Source organism: Streptomyces sp. NPDC127097 (assembly GCF_042724075.1).
GTDB lineage: Bacteria > Actinomycetota > Actinomycetes > Streptomycetales > Streptomycetaceae > Streptomyces.
Genome location: NZ_JBHXFI010000039.1, coordinates 13,169 through 30,555 on the forward strand (window position 1 = coordinate 13,169; position 17,387 = coordinate 30,555).

Consider the following 17,387-nt stretch of genomic DNA (forward strand, 5'->3'; position numbering starts at 1 on the left):
CCCAAAGGGGCCTCCTGTGGTGTCAGCTTTCTGACCACTGTTCACCCGAAAAGGTTGTTGTGCGTTCACCGAAAATTTCTGTGCTGCTCATCACAGATCTTGTCAAGTGGTGAATTTTCGGGCGGTGCTCTCCGTCGGGGCGCGGATGCCGCCGGTGCCGCCCGGGCGCGGAAAGGGGCAGCGGACGCGCAACCTCCGGGAGCCGCACCGCCTCTAGGGGGGTGGCGGGCCCGGAGTCACGGCGGTCCGCCGCCACGATCGGCGAACGTTCACCCCGCGTTATATGTCTGAGGAGTCCCCTTTGCCCCGCCGGGGCGGCCGGGCGGACTGCCCAGAGATCGGAGGCACGGTGCCCGTCCCTGACGAGTCCGCGGCCGCGGTCCCCACCGGACCCCGCGCCCCGGCGCCGACCGTCTCCGTGATCGTGCCGGTGCACAACACCCGGCGCTACCTCGACCGCAGCCTCGGCTCCGTCTTCGCCCAGACGCTGGACCGGCGCCACATCGAGGTGATCGCGGTCGACGACGGCTCGACCGACGGCAGCGCCGAATGGCTGGCCGAACAGGCCCGCCGCCACCCCCACCTGACGGTGCTGCGCCAGCCGGCCTCCGGCGGCGCGGGCAAGCCCCGCAACACCGGGCTGGCCCGCGCCACCGGCGACTACGTCTTCTTCCTCGACTCCGACGACCGCCTCGACCCCGAGGCGCTGTTCTGGCTCACCCGGACGGCCCAGAAGTGCCGCTCGGACATCGTCTACGGCCGGATCGCCGGCGCCGACGGCCGCGCCGCCCCCGTCGACCTGCGCACCACCAGCGAACGGGTCTCCGTCTTCGACTCCCCGGTCTACTGGTCCCTGGCCGCCTACAAACTCTTCCGCCGGTCCTTCGTCGAACGCCACCGGCTGCGCTTCGTCGAGGGCCGGCTGCTCGCCGAGGACCTGCCGTTCGGCATCACCGCCCTGCTGCGCGCCGACGTCGTCTCCGTCTTCGCCGACCGCACCTGCTACTACCTGCACGGACGCGAGGACAACAGCAACGCCAGCCGCCAGGACACCGACTGGTGCGAATACCTCGGCTACATCGGCACCGTCCTCGACCAGGTCGCCGCCGAGGTACCGCCCGGCGCCGACCGCGACAAGCTGATGGTCCGGCACTTCCACGGCGAGATACTCATGCCCTTCGGGGCTCCCTACCTCGCCCGCGACCCGGCGGGCCGCACCGCGATGGCGGCCGCCGCCCGCCCCCTCGTGGAACGCCACCTCACCGACCGGGTACTGACCGCCCTCCCGCCCGGCCTCCGGCTGCGCGCCCACTGCCTGCGCGCCGGACGCGACGACGAGCTGACCGCCGTCGTCCGCGCCGACACCGGCACCCGCCCGGCCCCGCCGCACGTCGACGACGACGGCCGCGTCTACGCCGGCTACCCGTACTTCCGCGACCCGGAGCGCGCCCTCCCCGACGCCTGCTACGACCTCACCGACCGCGTGGTGCTGCGCCAGCGGCTGCTCCGGCAGCACTGGGTGGGCGGTGTGCTGCACCTGCGGGGCACCGCCGCCCTCCCCGGCCTCGGCGGCGACACCGTGGAGATCCTGCTGCGCCGCGACGGCACCACCCACCGCCTCCCCGCCCGGTACGCGGACGGAGCCTGGCGGGCCGCCGTCGACCCGGCGACCGCGGCGGACGGCGGACCGCTGGCCGACGGCGTCTGGGGCCTCAAGATCGCGGTCACCGCGTACGGCCCGGGCGGCGCCGCGGGGCCCGCCCTGCGCCGCGAGGCATGGCTGGTCCCGGAGGATGCCGGGGAGGACGCGGGCGACCCCGGCTTCGTGCCGCGGATCGTCGGCCGGGGCCCGGCCGGCCCGGCCGTCGCCGCCCTCTTCCGCTCCCGGCCGCACGGCCATCTGCACCTCGACCTGGACACCGACGGGGCGCGCCGGCCCCTCGGCGGCGAGCTGCGCGGCACGGCGGACCGCACCCGCTCCGGACGGACCACCGTCACCGCCCGGCTCACCCTCCCCGGCTGCCCCACGGACGCAGGACTGCGGCTGATCCTCCACGACGGGACCCGCACGGTGGCGCTGCGCACCACGGTCGAGCGGGCCGCCGGTGACCGTTACACCGTGCGTGCCGTGCTGCGCGGCGGCCCGCCGGGCACCTGGCGGGTGGCGCTGCGGGTGACCGCGGGCCCCTTCCGCCGCGAGCTGCCGGTCCGCACGGCCGGCCGCGGGGACGGCGGGCCCACGCCGCTGACCCTCACCGTGCCGGGCGGCGGCTTCCGGGCGGGTCTGCTGCGCCGGGCGGGCCAGCTGCGCCGGGCGCGGCTGCTGCGCCGGGCGCGCCGCTGACGCCCCGTACGCCCCCGCTTCCGCGCCGCGGACGCCAACCCCCGGCCCCGCGAGCCCCTTTCGGCGATAGCCGAATGCCGTTGCCCGGTCCGCCCCCGCTGCCACAGGCTGACCGACTATCAGGCACCGGCAACGGTGCACCCGCGAGCGAGGGCCTCGCGGGGCCGTATGACAGGGGGAACACATATGTCCGTCATCAAGCGAGCCGGCATAGCGGCCGCGGCCGTCGCGGCGCTCATCGTCCCGGCCGGCACGGTCGTCGCCACCGCCGGACCCGCCGCCGCCAAGGCCGCCACCACCCAGGGCTGCCCCTACGGCGCGGTCTGCATCTACCCGCAGAACGCCGGCTGGAACGGCGGCCACCCGTCGCACTTCTACTACAGCTACGGGGCCCACAACCTCAGCAACATGGTCGGGGTGCACCGCATCTACAACAACCAGTCCGGGGGCGCGACCATGCGGACCTGCACGGGCTACAACGGCACCGGCTGCCAGGGCTACCTGCCGGCCAACAACTACATCGACAAGGACATGACGCCGATCAACTCGATCACCCTCCAGCCGTAGCGGTGCGGCACCGCTGAGGGACGCCGGGGCCGGGTCTCCCGCGGGAGGCCCGGCCCCCGCACACCGTGCGGCGGACGGCAAGCGGGCGCACCCTGGTAGCAGCGGCTCCGGAGGTGATCGTCATGTTGCAGACCGCTGTCGGATGGCATGTCGAGCTGGAATTCGAGGAGGACAACCACCGCACTCGCGCCGCCGCCCTGGTACGGCTCCCCGACGGGACCGAGGTGCGGTCCCACGGATACGCCAGCCGCCACCCCGTCGACTCCAACCAGCCGAGGGTCGGCGAAGAGGTCGCGGGAGCCAGAGCGCTCAACGAACTGGCGATGAAACTGCTGACCAAGGCACACGACGAGATCGACGAGGCGTCCGGCCGGACGTCCCACCCGCTGACCTGAGCGGCACCCGTCGCGCCCCGCCCACCGGTCCGGGGCGCGGAGTAGGGTGCCCGTCCGTGACCGAACCGGACTTCCTGAAGACCACCCGGGCGTTCTACGACGCCGTGGCCGCCGACTACGACGCGCACTTCCGCGACCACCTCGCGGACCGGCCGATGGACCGGGCGGTGCTCGCCGGGTTCGCCGAACTCGTACGGGCCGCGGACGCCGGCCCGGTCGCCGACCTCGGCTGCGGCCCCGGCCGGGTCACGGCGCACCTCGCCGGCCTGGGCCTGCCCGTCCACGGCGTCGATCTGTCGCCGCGGATGGTGGCGCTGGCCCGGCGGATACATCCGCAGCTCCGCTTCGAGGTGGGGGCGATGACCGGCCTGGAGCTGCCGGACGGCGCGCTCGGCGGCATCGTGTCCTGGTACTCGATCATCCACACCCCGCGGGAACAACTGCCGGAGCTGTTCGCCGCGTTCCACCGGCTGCTGGCCCCGGGAGGCATGCTGCTGCTCGCCTTCCAGGTCGGGGACGAGCCGCTGCACGTGGCCCAGCCCTTCGGGCACCCCGTGGCGCTCGACTTCCGGCGGCGCCGGCCGGACCGGATCGCCGGCCTGCTGACCGCCGCCGGCCTGGAGGTACGCGCCCAGCTGCTGCGGGAACCGGACGAGGCGCTGGGGGAGTCCACCCCGCAGGCTTGTCTCATGGCCCGCAAACCGGCCGGGGGCTGACCGCCACACCAAACGCCCGCACGACGCGGCCGCCGGTACCGCAGAGCGCGGTGCCGGCGGCCGGACACGGGGTACGGGCCCGCTCAGACCTGCGGGTGGTGGTACCGCCAGCCCTCCCAGGCCGAGGTGATCATGTCGCGGACATCGTGCCGGGCCTTCCAGCCCAGCTCGTCGGCGATCCGGTCGGCGGCCGCCACCACCCGGGCCGGGTCGCCCGCCCGGCGCGGGGTGACCTCGGCGGTGACGCCCTGATGCCCGGTGATTTCGGTGATCAGATCGATCAGCTCGCGCACCGACACCCCCTCGCCCCGCCCGATGTTCAGCGTCAGATCACGCACCGGACCCGGCTCGGCGAGCTTCCGGGCGGCCGCCACATGGGCCTCGGCGAGATCGGCGACATGGATGTAGTCGCGGATGCAGGTGCCGTCCGGAGTGTCGTAGTCATCGCCGAAGATGCGCGGCGCGGCGCCCGCGGTGAGCCGCTCGAAGACCATCGGGACGATGTTGAAGACCCCGGTGTCGGCCAGCTCCGGCGTGGCCGTCCCGGCGACGTTGAAGTAGCGCAGGCAGGCGGTGCTGATGCCGTGCGCCCGGCCGGCCGCCCGGGCCATCCACTCGCCGACCAGCTTGGTCTCGCCGTACGGATTGATCGGCGTGCAGGGCGTGTCCTCGGTGACCAGCTCGACGTCCGGCATGCCGTAGACCGCGGCCGAGGACGAGAACACCAGCCGGCCGACCCCGCCCGCGGCCATCGCCTCCAGCAGCGTCTGGAGACCGTGCACATTCTCCCGGTAGTAGAGCAGCGGCATCTCGACGGACTCGCCGACCTGCTTCTTCGCCGCCAGATGGATGACATCGGTGATGCCGTGCTCGGCGAAGGTGGTGTCGAGCAGCTCACGGTTGAGCGTGGAGCCGACGACCAGCGGGACGTCCTCGGGGACCCGGGCGGGCACACCCGTCGTCACGTCGTCGAGCACGACGACCGTCTCGCCCGCCTGGCGCAGGGCCCGTACGACATGGGAGCCGATGTAGCCGGCACCACCCGTGATCAAGTAAGACATGGCATCAATCCTAGGCTCGGGGACGAAGCGGATGGGGAGGGGACCGGGGCGGTCAGCCGCGCAGCCGCCGGGCGGCGATCCGCCAGACGCTGCGCAGCCCCGACGCGACCCGCAGTGACAGCGCGCCGCCGGTCGTCGCATACGGCTGCACCAGCAGCAGGACATGGCGGCGGCTGGGCAGCACCCGGCGGCGCAGCCCCGGCCCGATGGCCCGCAGCGCGGCCCGGAAACCGGCCCCGTCCGCGCAGCTGACCCGCGCCATCAGATCCCATGGCTCGGGGTCGGCACGGTGCGCGCCGTCCCGTTCGACCAGCGCACCGAGATCCAGCACGATCTCCGCGGTCCAGCAGGTCTCCGAGCCGCCGGTGGCCGGGGCCGGGGTGAGCACGGCGGTGTGGACCGGGCCGCGCCGGTCGTCCCGGCGGCGCCGCAGCTCGATGTCGATGCTCTCCGGCCCGGCCGCGGCCAGCCGCCCGTACAGATCGTGCACCCGCAGCCGCAGCACCCCGGGGCTGCTGACGGCGGGCTCCGCGTCTATGGTCACCGGCAGCCGGTGCATCGGCTTGGTGCCGATCGCGTCCAGTTCCACCTCGGGCAGGTCCCCGGACCACACCGCGCGCCCGTCGGCCTCCGCGTACGGCGGCAGCAGCCGGCCGGGCCGGGCCGCCAACTGCGTCAGCCGCCCCAGGTCCCGCGGGGCCGGCGAGGCCAGCACCACCCGGGCCAGCCAGCGCGCCGGGGCACGCGCCGCACGCAGATCGGGCTCCTCGAAACCCGCCAGATACTCCCGGGTCAGCCGCCACCACTCGGCGCGGTAATCGGCGCCGCGGGTGTGCAGCTCACGGACGTACATCCGCAGATCGTGGTCGAGGAACTTGGTGCGCGCCGCATGCGCCAGCGCCTTGTGCCCTGCCTCCTGGAAGATCTGCACACTCGCCCGGTGCGCCGCGATCCGCGCCTGCCAGTTGGCGACGTCCTTGCGGTCCAGGGAGATCGACTGCCGGGCGGCCGAACGGCGCACATGCCAGATGTAGACCCGCTCGGGGATGGTGGCGATCCGCGGGGCGGCGGCCAGCACCCGCGCGGTGAACACGAAGTCCTCGTAGGTGAAACGGCCCTCGGGGAAGGCGATCGCGTGCTTGTCGAGAAACGCCCGCTCGTAGAGCTTGTTGACGCACAGGGTGTCCCGCACCAGCTGGGGGCTGGTGTCCGGCGCGTCATGGACGGCCGGCTCGCGGTAGAGGCCCGGCTGCCAGGGCACATCGCGGTGCGCGGGCAGCTCACGGCGCACACAGGCCCCGGCCACGACCGGGGCGTCATGCTCCAGCGCGGCGGCCAGCAGCGCGCGGGCCGCACCCGGCGGCAGCACATCGTCGCTGTCGAGGAACATCACGAACCGCCCGGTGGCGGCGCGCAGTCCGTCATTGCGGGGGGTGCCGCAGCCGCCGCTGTTCTCGTCGCGGTGGAGGACCGTCAGCCGCGGCTCGGTACGGGCCAGGGCGTCCAGGGCGGCGCCGGTGCCGTCGGTGGACGCGTCGTTCACCGCGATCACTTCGGTGACCGTTTCGCCGGGCTTCCCCTGCGCGAGTGCGGAGCGCACCGCCTCGCCGACATGGCCGACATCGTTGAAGGCGATGACGACGATGCTGACCTGCGCGGATGGCGTGATGGTGGGCCCCGGCAGTGGCTCAAGGGCTTCTTTCACAGTCACTGAAATCTACATTTCGTGTCGACAGCATCTCTTGGCGCGAGCGGGAATTCCGAACCCATTTCCGATGATTCAGAGGGCGAAATCCGTCGCACGGTTGCACCCGTCGCTCCGCTTTTCCGCCGTCTTGCCGTTTCTGCCGGGCGGGAGCCGGGCTCGGGGTGTGCCGGGGCCCGTGAGGGCACCTGCACATGCTGTAACGACGCGAGCGCCGCCGGATGCCGATCCAGCCACCCTCATCTTGCGGCGGACCGGCCCCGGTCACCGCTCCATCAGGTCCGCGACCCGGCCCGCCGCACCGCCGTCGTCCCGGTGGCAGAAGGTTTCCCGGAAATCCGCGTACGCGTCCGCGCCCGCCGCCGCGATCGCCGTCAAGTCGCCCAGCGCGTCGATCAGTTCACCGGTCGAGCCGAGCAGCGGCCCCGGCACCCGGGCCTCGAAGTCCAGGGTGAAGCCCCTCAAGGTGTCCCGGTAGTGCGGCAGATCGGGCGTCAGGAACAGCATCGGCCGGCCCGTGTTGGCGAAGTCGACGGCCAGCGACGAATAGTCGGTGACCAGCACATCCGCCGCCAGCAGCAGCTCGGTGGCGTCCGGGTGCGCGGACACGTCGCGGGCGAACGGCGCATGGTGCGCGGGCAGCCGGTCGGCCACCAGCGGATGGCCGCGGACCAGCAGCACATGGTCGTCGGCCAGCTCCCGCCGCGCCAGATCCAGATCGAGCGGCAGATGCAGCCGGTGATGCCCCGCGTCGTAGGCCAGATCGTCCCGCGGCGTCGGCGCGTACAGCACGACCTTCCGGCCCGGCTCGATGCCCAGCCGCTCCCGCACCGCGGCCGCCGTCAGCTCGCGGTCCGGCGCGAACAGGGCGTCGGTACGCGGCAGTCCGGTCTCCACCAGCCGGCCGGAGTAGCCCAGCGCGGACCGCAGCACCGGAGTGCTGTGCGCGTTGGGCGACAGCAGCACACTCCACTGCCGGCTCACCCGCGGCCGCGGCGCCAGATGCGCCAGGCCCGCGCACAGCGTGCCCGCCAGATCGGCACCGATCCGCTTGAGCGGGGTGCCGTGCCAGGTCTGGATGATCCGCTGACCGCCCCGGCGGGTGAACCACCGCGGCAGATGCGTGTTGGTGACCACCCAGCGGCTGTGCGCCAGCGCCCCGTGCCACTCGGCGCTGCCCACCAGCACCGCACGGGCCGTCGCCGGCACCGCGCTCTGCGCGTCGCGCACCGCCCACAGATGCTCCACCTCCATGCCCCGGCGGACCAGCTCCTCGTGCACCGCCCGCGGCGAATCCCCGTACGCGCGGCCGCCGAAGCTGCTGTAGAGGACGGTGTCGCGCAGCGGACGGGAGCGGTGCAGCGAGTAGTGCTGCTCGCGCAGCATCCGGCGCCGGTAGGGGCCGCGGTCGGTGACCGGCAGCGCGGGCCCCGCCACCACGAGCGCCTCGTCGTGCCGGTGCCGGTCGAGGCTGAACGGCTTGCCGCGCACCGTACGGGTCGCCGGCAGCCCGTCGAGGACCGACGGCGCACAGCGCACCGGGGCGTCCAACGGGGAGCCGGGCGCGCCCCGTTCGCGCAGATGCAGCGACCAGCGGCCCTCCCGCAGCGGCACCGCCCCGGCCAGCGAGTCCAGCGCGCCCAGCGGCAGCGTGCCGTGGAACCGGCCCTCGTCATGGGTGGTGGGGAAGGCCAGCTCGGTGGCGTGCGCCCCGTGTTTGAGGACCAGTTCGGTGGCGTGCGGCGCGGCGGCGGGCAGCCCGCCCGACAGGAGCAGGGTGCCGTCCGCGCGCCACAACAGCCGGTCCAGGTACGGCTGCGGGACGCGGTCGTGCAGCACGAGCTGCCCGGCCGGGGTGGCGGCCACCACCAGCTCACGGCCGTGCGGCAGCGGATACGGCACCGGCGCCAGCCCGGGCGCGCAGGCGACCGGGTCGGTGCCGCCGCCCGGCAGCACCAGCTCCGGCAGCCAGCTGTCGGTGTGCGCCGGCGGCACGGCCCGCGGGGCGCCGTCCCGGGTGGGGCGGGCGGCGGCGAGGGCGTCGAGCCGGATGCGGAAGGTGTGCGGTGACGGCGGGCCGCTCGACACCTCGCCCGCCACCCCGGGCCCCGCGGCCCCCGCCTCCCCGGGCGGCGCCGCCTCCACCGGGAACGCCACCACCGTGCCGGTCCCCTGATGGATCAGCCGCAGCGCGGTGGGCCGCGGGCCCGGCGCGCTGACGGTCAGGTCCAGATCACCGGCCGCCGCGGCCCCGTGCCCGGCCAGCCGCCGGGTGCGCCGGTGCACCGACAGCCGCAGCCGCCCGCCCGCGTACCAGGGCGTGATCCGCAGCCCGTCGTCCGCGCCGTCCCCGGCCACGTCATGGGCGCGCGGCGCGGCCCCCGACCCGGTATCCGGTGCGTACAGCGCCCCGGCCCGCACCACCCCCGCCGACGCCAGCAGCACCCCGACGGTCCACTCGCCCTCCTCCCAGCGGCCCCCCTTGCGCAGCCGGGCCGGATCGAGCCGCAGCTCGAAGCCCGACCAGTCGTAACAGTGCAGCTCCTGACCGGACTCGGCGGTCGCCTCCGGCATCGGGACCGGCCGCAGCGGCAGCAGGACCCGCCGCCGCCCGCACGACAGCACGGCCGTCCGCAGGTAGCGGTGCCGGGCCGCGGCATCCAGATTGCGGAGATAGGCGTAGCCGCGCAGCACCAGCACACCGTCCCGCCACACCGCCTCCCGCACCCGCGCCACGACGGGGAAGTCCGCCCGGTCCAGCCGGGTCACGCCCGGCGGCAGCTCCAGCGGCGGGGTCAGCGGCAGCACCGCACGCTTGCGCAGCGGCGGCCCGGCGACCGTGAACCCGGCCGGGTTACGGGCCTCATGGGTGAGCAGCGCCAGCAGATCCGCCAGCCGTCCGGCGCGGATCAGATACCAGCGCATCCGCAGCTCCACGGGCAGCGAGGGGAACAGCCGCGGATCCACACCGGACAGGAAGTCGCGGGCGCAGTCCAGGAACGCGGTCCGGCACTCCGGGGCGGCCCCCGGCAGCGCCTCCACCAGGTCGAGCAGCCCCTCGGTGAGCTGCGCGCGGTCGTAGTCGCGCCGGTGGCCGCTCAGCCCCGCCCGCACCGGGTCGGCGAGGAACCGCCGGATACCGGCCACCGCCGCGAACCGGTCCCGTACGCCCCGGGCATCGAGCCGCCGGTGCCGGCCGGGCCCCTCCGGCAGCCGCCGGTAACAGACGTGCTCGTGCAGCACATCGACCGCGTCCGCGAGAAAGAACGCGGGCAGCGTCACCGCCGCGTCATGGCACCACTCGCCCTCGGGGAAGGCCAGGGCGTGCCGGTCCCAGAAGGCGCGGCGGAAGACCTTGTTGCGGGCGACATGGTCGGACAGCAGGGACAGGTCGTCGCCGATCCGGGTGCGCAGCGCGGTCTCCCGGTCCGCCGGGTGATGCGCGGACCGGCTGCGGCCGGCCGCGCCGAGCCGGTGGACACCGCCGGTCGCGAGATCCGACCCGGACCGGTCCAGCAGCCCGACGAGATCCTCGTACGCGCGCGGCAGCAGCACATCCTCCCCGGCGTCGAGGAAGGCGAGGTATTCGGTGTGTGGATACGCCTGCCGGGCACCGGTGTTGCGGACCGCGCCACAGCCCGCGGCCGGGCCGCCCTCCTGGTGGTGGACGATCCGGAACCGCGGGTCACGGGCGGCGAACCGCCGGGCGAGAGCGGCCGGGCCGGCCTCCGCGGCGGCGCCCTCGGGCCCCGCCCCCGGTGGGCCGGCCACCAGCACCACATCCAGCTCGGTCAGCGTCTGGGCCGCGACCGACTCCAGGCACTCCTCCACATTCCGCTCGGACCCCTCGATGCGATGGACCGGGACGACGACGGTGAGCCGTGGCTTCATACGCGGACCAAGCCTTTCCGGACTGGCGATGCACAAGACCGGTCCGTTCAACTCGCCCACGGCGGCACGGTCACCGGATCTGCGCTGAAAGGGTGAGACACCTCATCGACACCACGTGTTCACACGATTACGCTCAGTGCGCGAAGTCGGCGCGCCGTAGCGCCGGGCCGCGTCCGATGCCGTAGACCCGTTGCACAGCTTTACGGCGCCCCGTGCGCCCTGTTCCCCAGGGAAGGTGACCGCGTCCCGATGCCCGGCCGAACCGACAGCTCCGCCGCCACCGACAGCCCCGACGCCGGTCCGCCCGGCAGCGACGTCCGGACCGCTCGGCCCGCGCCCCCCGCGGGCACCGCCCCGTCCGCCTCCACCGCGCGGCTGCCGGCCGAGCGCGGACGCCGCGGACCGGCCCGGCTGCTGCCCGCCCGCTCCCCGTTCCGCAGCCAGCTGCGGCGGATCGGCGGCGGACGGGTCCTGGAGATCGGCTGCGGCACCGGCGACACCCTCGCCGGCTGCGCGCCCGGCAGCGTCGGCGTGGACCACGACCCGCGGTCCGTGGCGCGCTGCCGGGAGCGCGGACTGACCGCCTACACGGCCGACACCTTCCTCGCGAGCCCGCACGCCCGCCCCGGCGCGTTCGACGCGCTGCTGACCGCACGCGTCTTGGAGCACCTCGACGACGAACAGGTCGAGGGCCTGCTGCGGGCGTATGTGCCGTACGTACGGCCCGGCGGCGGGGTGCTGCTGATCACCGCGCAGGAGGCCGGGCACCGGGCCGGCCCCGCCCCGGTGCGCTTCACCGACTTCCCGCTGCTGCGCGCCTTCGCCGAGTCCGCGGGGCTCGCGGTACGGCGGACCTACTCCCATCCGCTGCCCCGCCCGGCCGGGATGCTGCTGCGCGCCAATGTGTTCGTTCTGGTGGGGCAGGTGCCGCGCTAGGCGGGCCGGGGCCGTGCTGGGCGGCCGGGCCGTGCTGGGCGGGCCGTGCCGCGCTTGGCGGGCGGGTGGCGCGCGCTGGGCGGGCCGGGGCGCGGGGCCGGGCGGACGTGTGCCGGCCCGGCCCCGCGCGGCGCGGTCAGTGCGTACGGGCGCGCTTGCGGGCCTTCACGACCGCCCGGGTGAGGACCGGCGGCAGGATGTCCAGGGCGACCCGGCGCGCTATGCGGCGGGCCGGGAACGGCGGGCGCGGACCGGGACGGGCCGCGGAGGCCCCCGGCGCCCGGTCCGGAGCCGGCCGCTGCGGGGCGCGGCCGCCCGAGGACCGGTGCCGGGACACCGGGTGGGCGGGCTCCTTCGCGCCCTTGGCGCTCAGCCGGACCAGCGGGGCGTCATTGACGTACTGCACCTCGTGCCAGATGTCGCCGCGGGCCTTGATCCACTCCACCAGGGCCTGCTGGAGCGGCTCGGGATCGCCCCAGGTCCCGTAGAACTTGGTGCCGGTGATGCAGATCGGGCGCAGCCCCTCATTCGCGACGGCCTGCCAGGTCGCGGCGGCCACCCCCGGACAGTGCTCGGCGCGGTAGTCGTCCATCACCACCACACCCTCGCCGGTGAGCAGCTCGCGCACCGCGAGGATGTCGCCGTGCACATGCTCGTACAGATGCGAGGCGTCGATATGGGCGAAGCGCACCGAACCCGCGTCGACATGGTCACTGACGAGCGAGCTGAGGCCCTGGACGATGGTGGGCAACTCCTCATGGAACGCCAGGTAGTTCGCCTCGAAGGCGCGCCGCGTCAACGTCGCGTAGGACTTCTTCATCTCCTGCGAGTTGGAGGAGTCCTCGGCGGGGGAGTCGAAGAGATCACAGACCGTGAAACGCTCGCCGGCCCGCTGCCGCGCACCGAGGAAAATGGCGCTCTTGCCCATGTACGCCCCCAGTTCGAGCAGATCACCCGGCTCCGCACGCTCCTTCTGGCGGGTCAGGAACCAGTCGAACAGCAGCTGGTCCGCGGTGAAGAACCAGCCCTTGACCTCGGACAGCCGGGTGGGGCGCGGGAGTTGTGCGGCACTCTGGTCTGCGATGGGGGCAGTCATGTGCGGTCCGTCTCCAGACGGTCGGGAACGTAGGGCGTAAGACGACACGTGCGTGGGGGGAGCTGCGATATGTGCCGGCGCTGGCTGCCGTGGATGTACCGGGGAAACGCGGGGAGAGAGCTGCGGCCTGCGGTGGTGCGTCTCCGCGGTGGTGCGTCTCTGTAGTTGTGGGCGCGCCCGGCGCCGGGGCCGCTGCGCGGGAGCGCGGCCCGGCAGGGGCCGGGGCGCCACGCCCCGGAGCACGGGACGTGCGGGCGCGGCTCAGGCAGTCACCAGGACGGAGCCGGGCCGCACCGTGCGTGGCACGGCAGCGACGGCATCGTAGGCGGACGAAAATGAACGGAAGATGGCGTGCGGCCCCGCGGCACCCTGCCCCCGTGCGCAGATCACTTCACGCACCCGGCCCGCGTGCGCAGATCACTTCACCGCACCCGCCATCACACCGGACACGAACTGGCGCTGGAAGGCGAAGAAGACGATCAGTGGCACCACCATCGACAGAAAGGCGCCGGGCGCCAGCACATCGATGTTGTTGCCGAACTGCCGCACCTCCTGCTGAAGGGCCACGGTGACCGGCGGATGCCCGCTGTCCGCGAAGATCAGCGCGATCAGCATGTCGTTCCACACCCACAGGAACTGGAAGATCGCCAGCGACGCGATCGCCGGACCGCCCAGCGGCAGCACGACCCGGGTGAACAGCCGCAGCTCGCCCGCCCCGTCCAGCCGGGCCGCCTCCAGCAGCTCCCGCGGGATCTCCGCGAAGAAATTCCGCAGCAGGAACACCGCGAACGGCAGCCCGAACGCCGTATGGAAAAGGATCACCCCGGCCGTCGTCTCGAAGAGCCCGACCGCGCCGAACAGCTTCGCCACCGGGATCAGCGCCACCTGCACGGGCACCACCAGCAGCCCGACCACCGCCAGGAACCAGCCGTCCCGGCCGGGGAAATCCATCCAGGCGAACGCATAACCGGCCAGCGAGCCGATGACGACGACCAGCACCGTCGCCGGCACCGTGATCGCCGCCGTGGTCAGCAGCGAACCCATCACCTTGTCGTTCGACAGCAGTTGGCTGTAGTTGTCCCAGGTGATCCGGGCCGGCTCACGGAAGACCTGCCACCAGCCGGACTCGGCGATCTGCTGCGGACTGCGCAGCGACGACAGCAACAGCCCCACCGACGGCATCAACCAGAACAGCGCCACCAGGACCAGGAAGACCCGCATCGCGCCGCCGCCGGCCCGCGCCACCAGCCGCGCGGCGAGCGGCCGCCGGGCCCGTACGGCACCGGCGCCGGAGCGCCCCGCCGGTGCGACACCCTCCACCGTCGTCATCGGCGACGCTCCTTCCGTAGGCGCCGGAGATTGACGTACATCACCGGCAGCACCAGCAACAGCAGGAACACGGCGATCGCGCTGCCCAGGCCCTCGTCGACATCCGTACCGAACGACGACTGGAAGAGCTGGAGCGCCAGCACATTCGCCGACCGGATGCTGGAGCCCGGCGCGATGATGTAGACCAGATCGAAGATCTTCAGCACATTGATCATCAGCGTGACCAGCACGACCACCAGCACCGGCGCCAGCAGCGGCACCGTGATCCGGCGGAACACCTGCCACTCGCCCGCACCGTCCACCCGCGCCGCCTCCAGCAGCTCCCGCGGCACACCCGCCAGCCCCGCCGCGATCAGCACCATCGCGAAACCGGCCCACATCCAGACATAGGAGCCGATGATGGCCGGGGTGACCAGCGCCGGACCCAGCCAGTCGACACCGCGATACGCCTCCGCGAAATCGGCCGCGGGCAGCCGCAGCCGGGCACCGTCGGCCCGCCCGGCCGGCAGCGCGAAACTGCCGTCCGCCGCCGTCGTCGCCGAAGCGACCACCCGGCCGCCCCGGACCGCCTCGACCCGCAGACCCGCCAGCGCCTTCTCGTTACCGTCGATCACATTCGGCCGGCCGCCACCGCCCCGGGTGAAGTCCAGCCACGCGGTACCGGTGACCTTGCCCGGCTGCGGCCGGGCGACGGCCGCCGGCCGCGCACCACGCAGATCGTCCGGCTGGACGGCGACCAGCGGCAGCAGCACCGGAGCGCCCGCCCGCACGGCCGACCCGGTGGTGAAGGCACCGCCCCCCGACGGCTTCAGGACGGCACCCGGCCGCGGCTTGGCACCGGGGAACGGCGCCGGGTCGGCGAACGTGTCATGCACGCCGACCCACACCGCGTTGGCGACCCCGCGCTCCGGCGCCTGGTCGTACACCAGCCGGAAGATGATCCCGGCCGCCAGCATCGAGATCGCCATCGGCATGAACACGATCAGCTTGAAGGCGGTGCCCCAGCGGATCCGCTCGGTCAGCACCGCGAAGACCAGCCCCAGCACGGTCGACACCGTCGGCGCCACCACCACCCAGACGACGTTGTTCCGCAACGCCGTACGGATGCCCTCGTCCGAGAACATCGCGCCGTAGTTGTCCAGCCCCACGAAGCCGTCCCCCGACGCGTCGAAAAGACTGCGGACGACGGAGAACACGATCGGGTAGCCGACCAGCGCACCGAGCAGCACCAGCGCCGGCAGCAGGAACACCACGGCGAGCCACCGGCGGCCGCCCCGCACCCGCCCTTGCCCCCGCCCGCGGCCCCCGCCCCCGACTCCCCTCCGGCGCCGCTCACCGGCCCCGCTGACCTGTACGTCGCTCATCGTGACGGTCCCCCGGTCCCGCTCGACACGGACGGCGGCACATACACAGTGCCCGGACGACTACGCGTGCTGAGTACCTGTAACGACTACGCGTGCTGAGTGCACGGACGACTAGGCGTACTCAGCGCCCGAACGCGCTGAATACACGGACGACTGCGCGTCCTCAGCGCCCGAACGACCTCGCGGCGTCCTTCTCCAGCCGCGCCTGCGTGCCCGCGATGTCCTTCGGGTTCTTCAGGAAGTCCTGAAGATCCTTCCACTCGCCCTGGCCCGGCTTGCCGCCGAACGAAGCCGGCGCCTGGTCGGACATGTCGAAACGGAAGTCATCGCCCGCCGCCACCAGCGCCCTGGCGATCTTCCGCATCACCCCATCGGCATACGCCGCCGGATCGAGCTCCTTGTTGGGCGAGATGAACCCGCCCGCCTGCGCCCAGATCTTCGCGGCATCCGTCGACGCCAGGAACGTCAGCAGCGCCTGCGACGCCTTCCCGTCCTTGAGGGCCACCGCCACATCCCCGCCGGTCACCACCGGCGACGTGGCCCCCACCGCCGGGAACGGGAAGACCTTGGCGTCCGTACCGACCTTGGCCTTGGTCTGGGTGATGCTGGCGGCGGCGAAATCGGCCGAGGAGACCATCGCGGCCTTGGGAGCGTCACCACCGCTGAAGGTCTGGGTCACCGACGTCGGGAAATCCGTCTGCAACGCACCGGAGTTGCCGCCCGCCAGCAGATCCTTCCGGCCGAAGAGCTGCCCGAGCGTGGTCAACGCCTGCTTGACCGTCGGATCGGTCCACTTGATCCGGTGCTGCGCCAGCTGGTCGTACTTCCCGGGCCCCGCCTGCGAGAGATAGATGTTCTCGAACCAGTCGGTCAGCGTCCAGCCGTCCGCCCCGCCCACCGACACCGGCTCCACACCCGACTCGCCGATGATCTCCGCCGCCTTGACGAACTCCGGCCAGGTCTTCGGCTCCTTGGCACCGGCATTGTCGAACGCCCGGGCGTTGTACCAGACCAACGACTTGTTACTGGCCTTGAAGTACACCCCGTACGGGGTGCCCTCGTGGGCGCCGAGATCCTGCCAGCCCTTCGCATAGTTCTTCGCGAGCTGCGCCTTGGCACCCGCCCCGAGCGGCTTGAGCCACCCCTTCCCGGCGAACTCGTTCAGCACGCCGACCTGTTGGAGCATCGCCACATCCGGCGGCCCACCACCGGCGATCTTGGACCCGATGAAACCGGCCATGTCGTCACCACTGGGCACGAAGTCGACCGTGGCACCGGTGCGCTTCTCGAACTCCTCCAGCACCTTCCCGAAGTTGTCCCGCTCCGCCCCCGTCCACACGGCGGTGACCTGAAGCCTCTCCCCCTTCAAGGAAGGCAGCCGCACCGTCGGCGCAGTACTCCCCCCTTTCCCACCCCCCTCATCCGCACCTTTCTTCCCGCCACCGCCACTTCCGCATCCGGCCAGCGCCAGGGCGACCGCTGTGATCACGGCCAACCCGGCCGCGGCCCGCCCGACCCCGGCTCCGGCCGCGGCCAGTCCGGCCCCGGCTACGGTCGTGGCCTGCCCGGCCCTGGTCGCGGTCCGTTCAGCCCCGGTCGCGGCCCGCCCGGCCCCGGTCCCGGCCCGCTCAGCCGCCCGGTCGATACGGTCCAGTCGTCTGCCCATCCCAGTAGCCCCCTGTCCCTGCGCCTGCCGTCGCCTGCCGAGCCAACTGCGAGGAACACCGCGCCCTGTCGCGCTGCGGCGTCCCTGCGGTGCGGGTGTGCGGTGCGGTGCTGTGGTGTGCTGTGGTGTGGTGTGCGGTGGTGTGGTGCGGGTGGTGCCGAGCGGTGGTGCGGCCGCGTGGTCCGGTGCGGCGTGGGGCGCGTCGTACGGGAGCGCCGAGGTCGCTGCGGTGCGGCGTGGTGCGTCGCGCAGTGCGTTGCCGTGCGGTGTGCGACAGTCCTACGCCCTGGCCACGGGGTCCGCAATACCGCCTTCCG

The 17,387-nt window shown here is 73.3% G+C and carries 12 protein-coding genes; 5 read left to right on the forward strand and 7 right to left on the reverse strand.

The features are described from left to right. Positions 1-349 precede the first annotated feature (349 nt). The 4 genes from ACFWJW_RS25815 (at position 350) to ACFWJW_RS25830 (ending at position 4,022) form a co-directional block, all read left to right on the forward strand. Positions 350-2,344: a glycosyltransferase family 2 protein gene (locus ACFWJW_RS25815; RefSeq protein ID WP_387245859.1), complete on the forward strand. Its 1,995-nt coding sequence runs from the start codon at positions 350-352 to the stop codon at positions 2,342-2,344. A 186-nt stretch (positions 2,345-2,530) separates the two neighbouring features. Further along, complete coding sequence (locus ACFWJW_RS25820; RefSeq protein WP_387245861.1) at positions 2,531-2,911, forward strand: hypothetical protein; 381 nt, start codon at positions 2,531-2,533, stop codon at positions 2,909-2,911. A gap of 122 nt (positions 2,912-3,033) precedes the next feature. Further along, on the forward strand, positions 3,034-3,306 hold the full coding sequence (locus tag ACFWJW_RS25825) for a DUF1876 domain-containing protein (RefSeq protein ID WP_018091225.1): 273 nt from the start codon (positions 3,034-3,036) through the stop codon (positions 3,304-3,306). 56 nt (positions 3,307-3,362) lie between these two features. Next, positions 3,363-4,022, forward strand: coding sequence for a class I SAM-dependent DNA methyltransferase (locus ACFWJW_RS25830; protein WP_387245863.1), 660 nt, complete (start codon positions 3,363-3,365; stop codon positions 4,020-4,022). 83 nt (positions 4,023-4,105) lie between these two features. Here the strand turns inward: ACFWJW_RS25830 and galE are convergent, their stop codons facing one another. From galE to ACFWJW_RS25845, 3 genes are all read right to left on the reverse strand, one after another. Continuing rightward, entirely contained in the window at positions 4,106-5,083 is a 978-nt protein-coding gene (gene galE / locus ACFWJW_RS25835; protein ID WP_387245865.1) for a UDP-glucose 4-epimerase GalE, read from the reverse strand. A 52-nt stretch (positions 5,084-5,135) separates the two neighbouring features. Further along, complete coding sequence (locus tag ACFWJW_RS25840; RefSeq protein ID WP_387245867.1) at positions 5,136-6,788, reverse strand: glycosyltransferase family 2 protein; 1,653 nt, start codon at positions 6,786-6,788, stop codon at positions 5,136-5,138. A 264-nt stretch (positions 6,789-7,052) separates the two neighbouring features. Beyond that, a complete protein-coding gene (locus tag ACFWJW_RS25845) occupies positions 7,053-10,679 on the reverse strand; it encodes a CDP-glycerol glycerophosphotransferase family protein (RefSeq protein WP_387245869.1) in 3,627 nt (1,208 codons plus the stop codon). 249 nt (positions 10,680-10,928) lie between these two features. On the opposite strand from ACFWJW_RS25845, the gene ACFWJW_RS25850 reads away from it, so the two are divergent. Further along, entirely contained in the window at positions 10,929-11,615 is a 687-nt protein-coding gene (locus tag ACFWJW_RS25850) for a class I SAM-dependent methyltransferase (protein ID WP_387245871.1), read from the forward strand. Between the two features lie 136 nt (positions 11,616-11,751). Here the strand turns inward: ACFWJW_RS25850 and ACFWJW_RS25855 are convergent, their stop codons facing one another. From ACFWJW_RS25855 to ACFWJW_RS25870, 4 genes are all read right to left on the reverse strand, one after another. Continuing rightward, positions 11,752-12,711, reverse strand: a complete 960-nt coding sequence (locus ACFWJW_RS25855; protein WP_387245873.1) for a class I SAM-dependent methyltransferase — start codon at positions 12,709-12,711, stop codon at positions 11,752-11,754. A 417-nt stretch (positions 12,712-13,128) separates the two neighbouring features. Further along, positions 13,129-14,040 carry a carbohydrate ABC transporter permease gene (locus ACFWJW_RS25860; protein ID WP_387245875.1) on the reverse strand — a complete coding sequence of 304 codons (912 nt, stop codon included), beginning with the start codon at positions 14,038-14,040 and terminating at the stop codon, positions 13,129-13,131. Next, a complete protein-coding gene (locus ACFWJW_RS25865) occupies positions 14,037-15,404 on the reverse strand; it encodes a carbohydrate ABC transporter permease (protein ID WP_387245877.1) in 1,368 nt (455 codons plus the stop codon). Before ACFWJW_RS25865 ends, ACFWJW_RS25860 begins: the two co-directional genes overlap by 4 nt. 163 nt (positions 15,405-15,567) lie before the next feature. Further along, a complete protein-coding gene (locus ACFWJW_RS25870) occupies positions 15,568-16,899 on the reverse strand; it encodes an ABC transporter substrate-binding protein (protein ID WP_387245942.1) in 1,332 nt (443 codons plus the stop codon). Positions 16,900-17,387 lie beyond the last annotated feature (488 nt).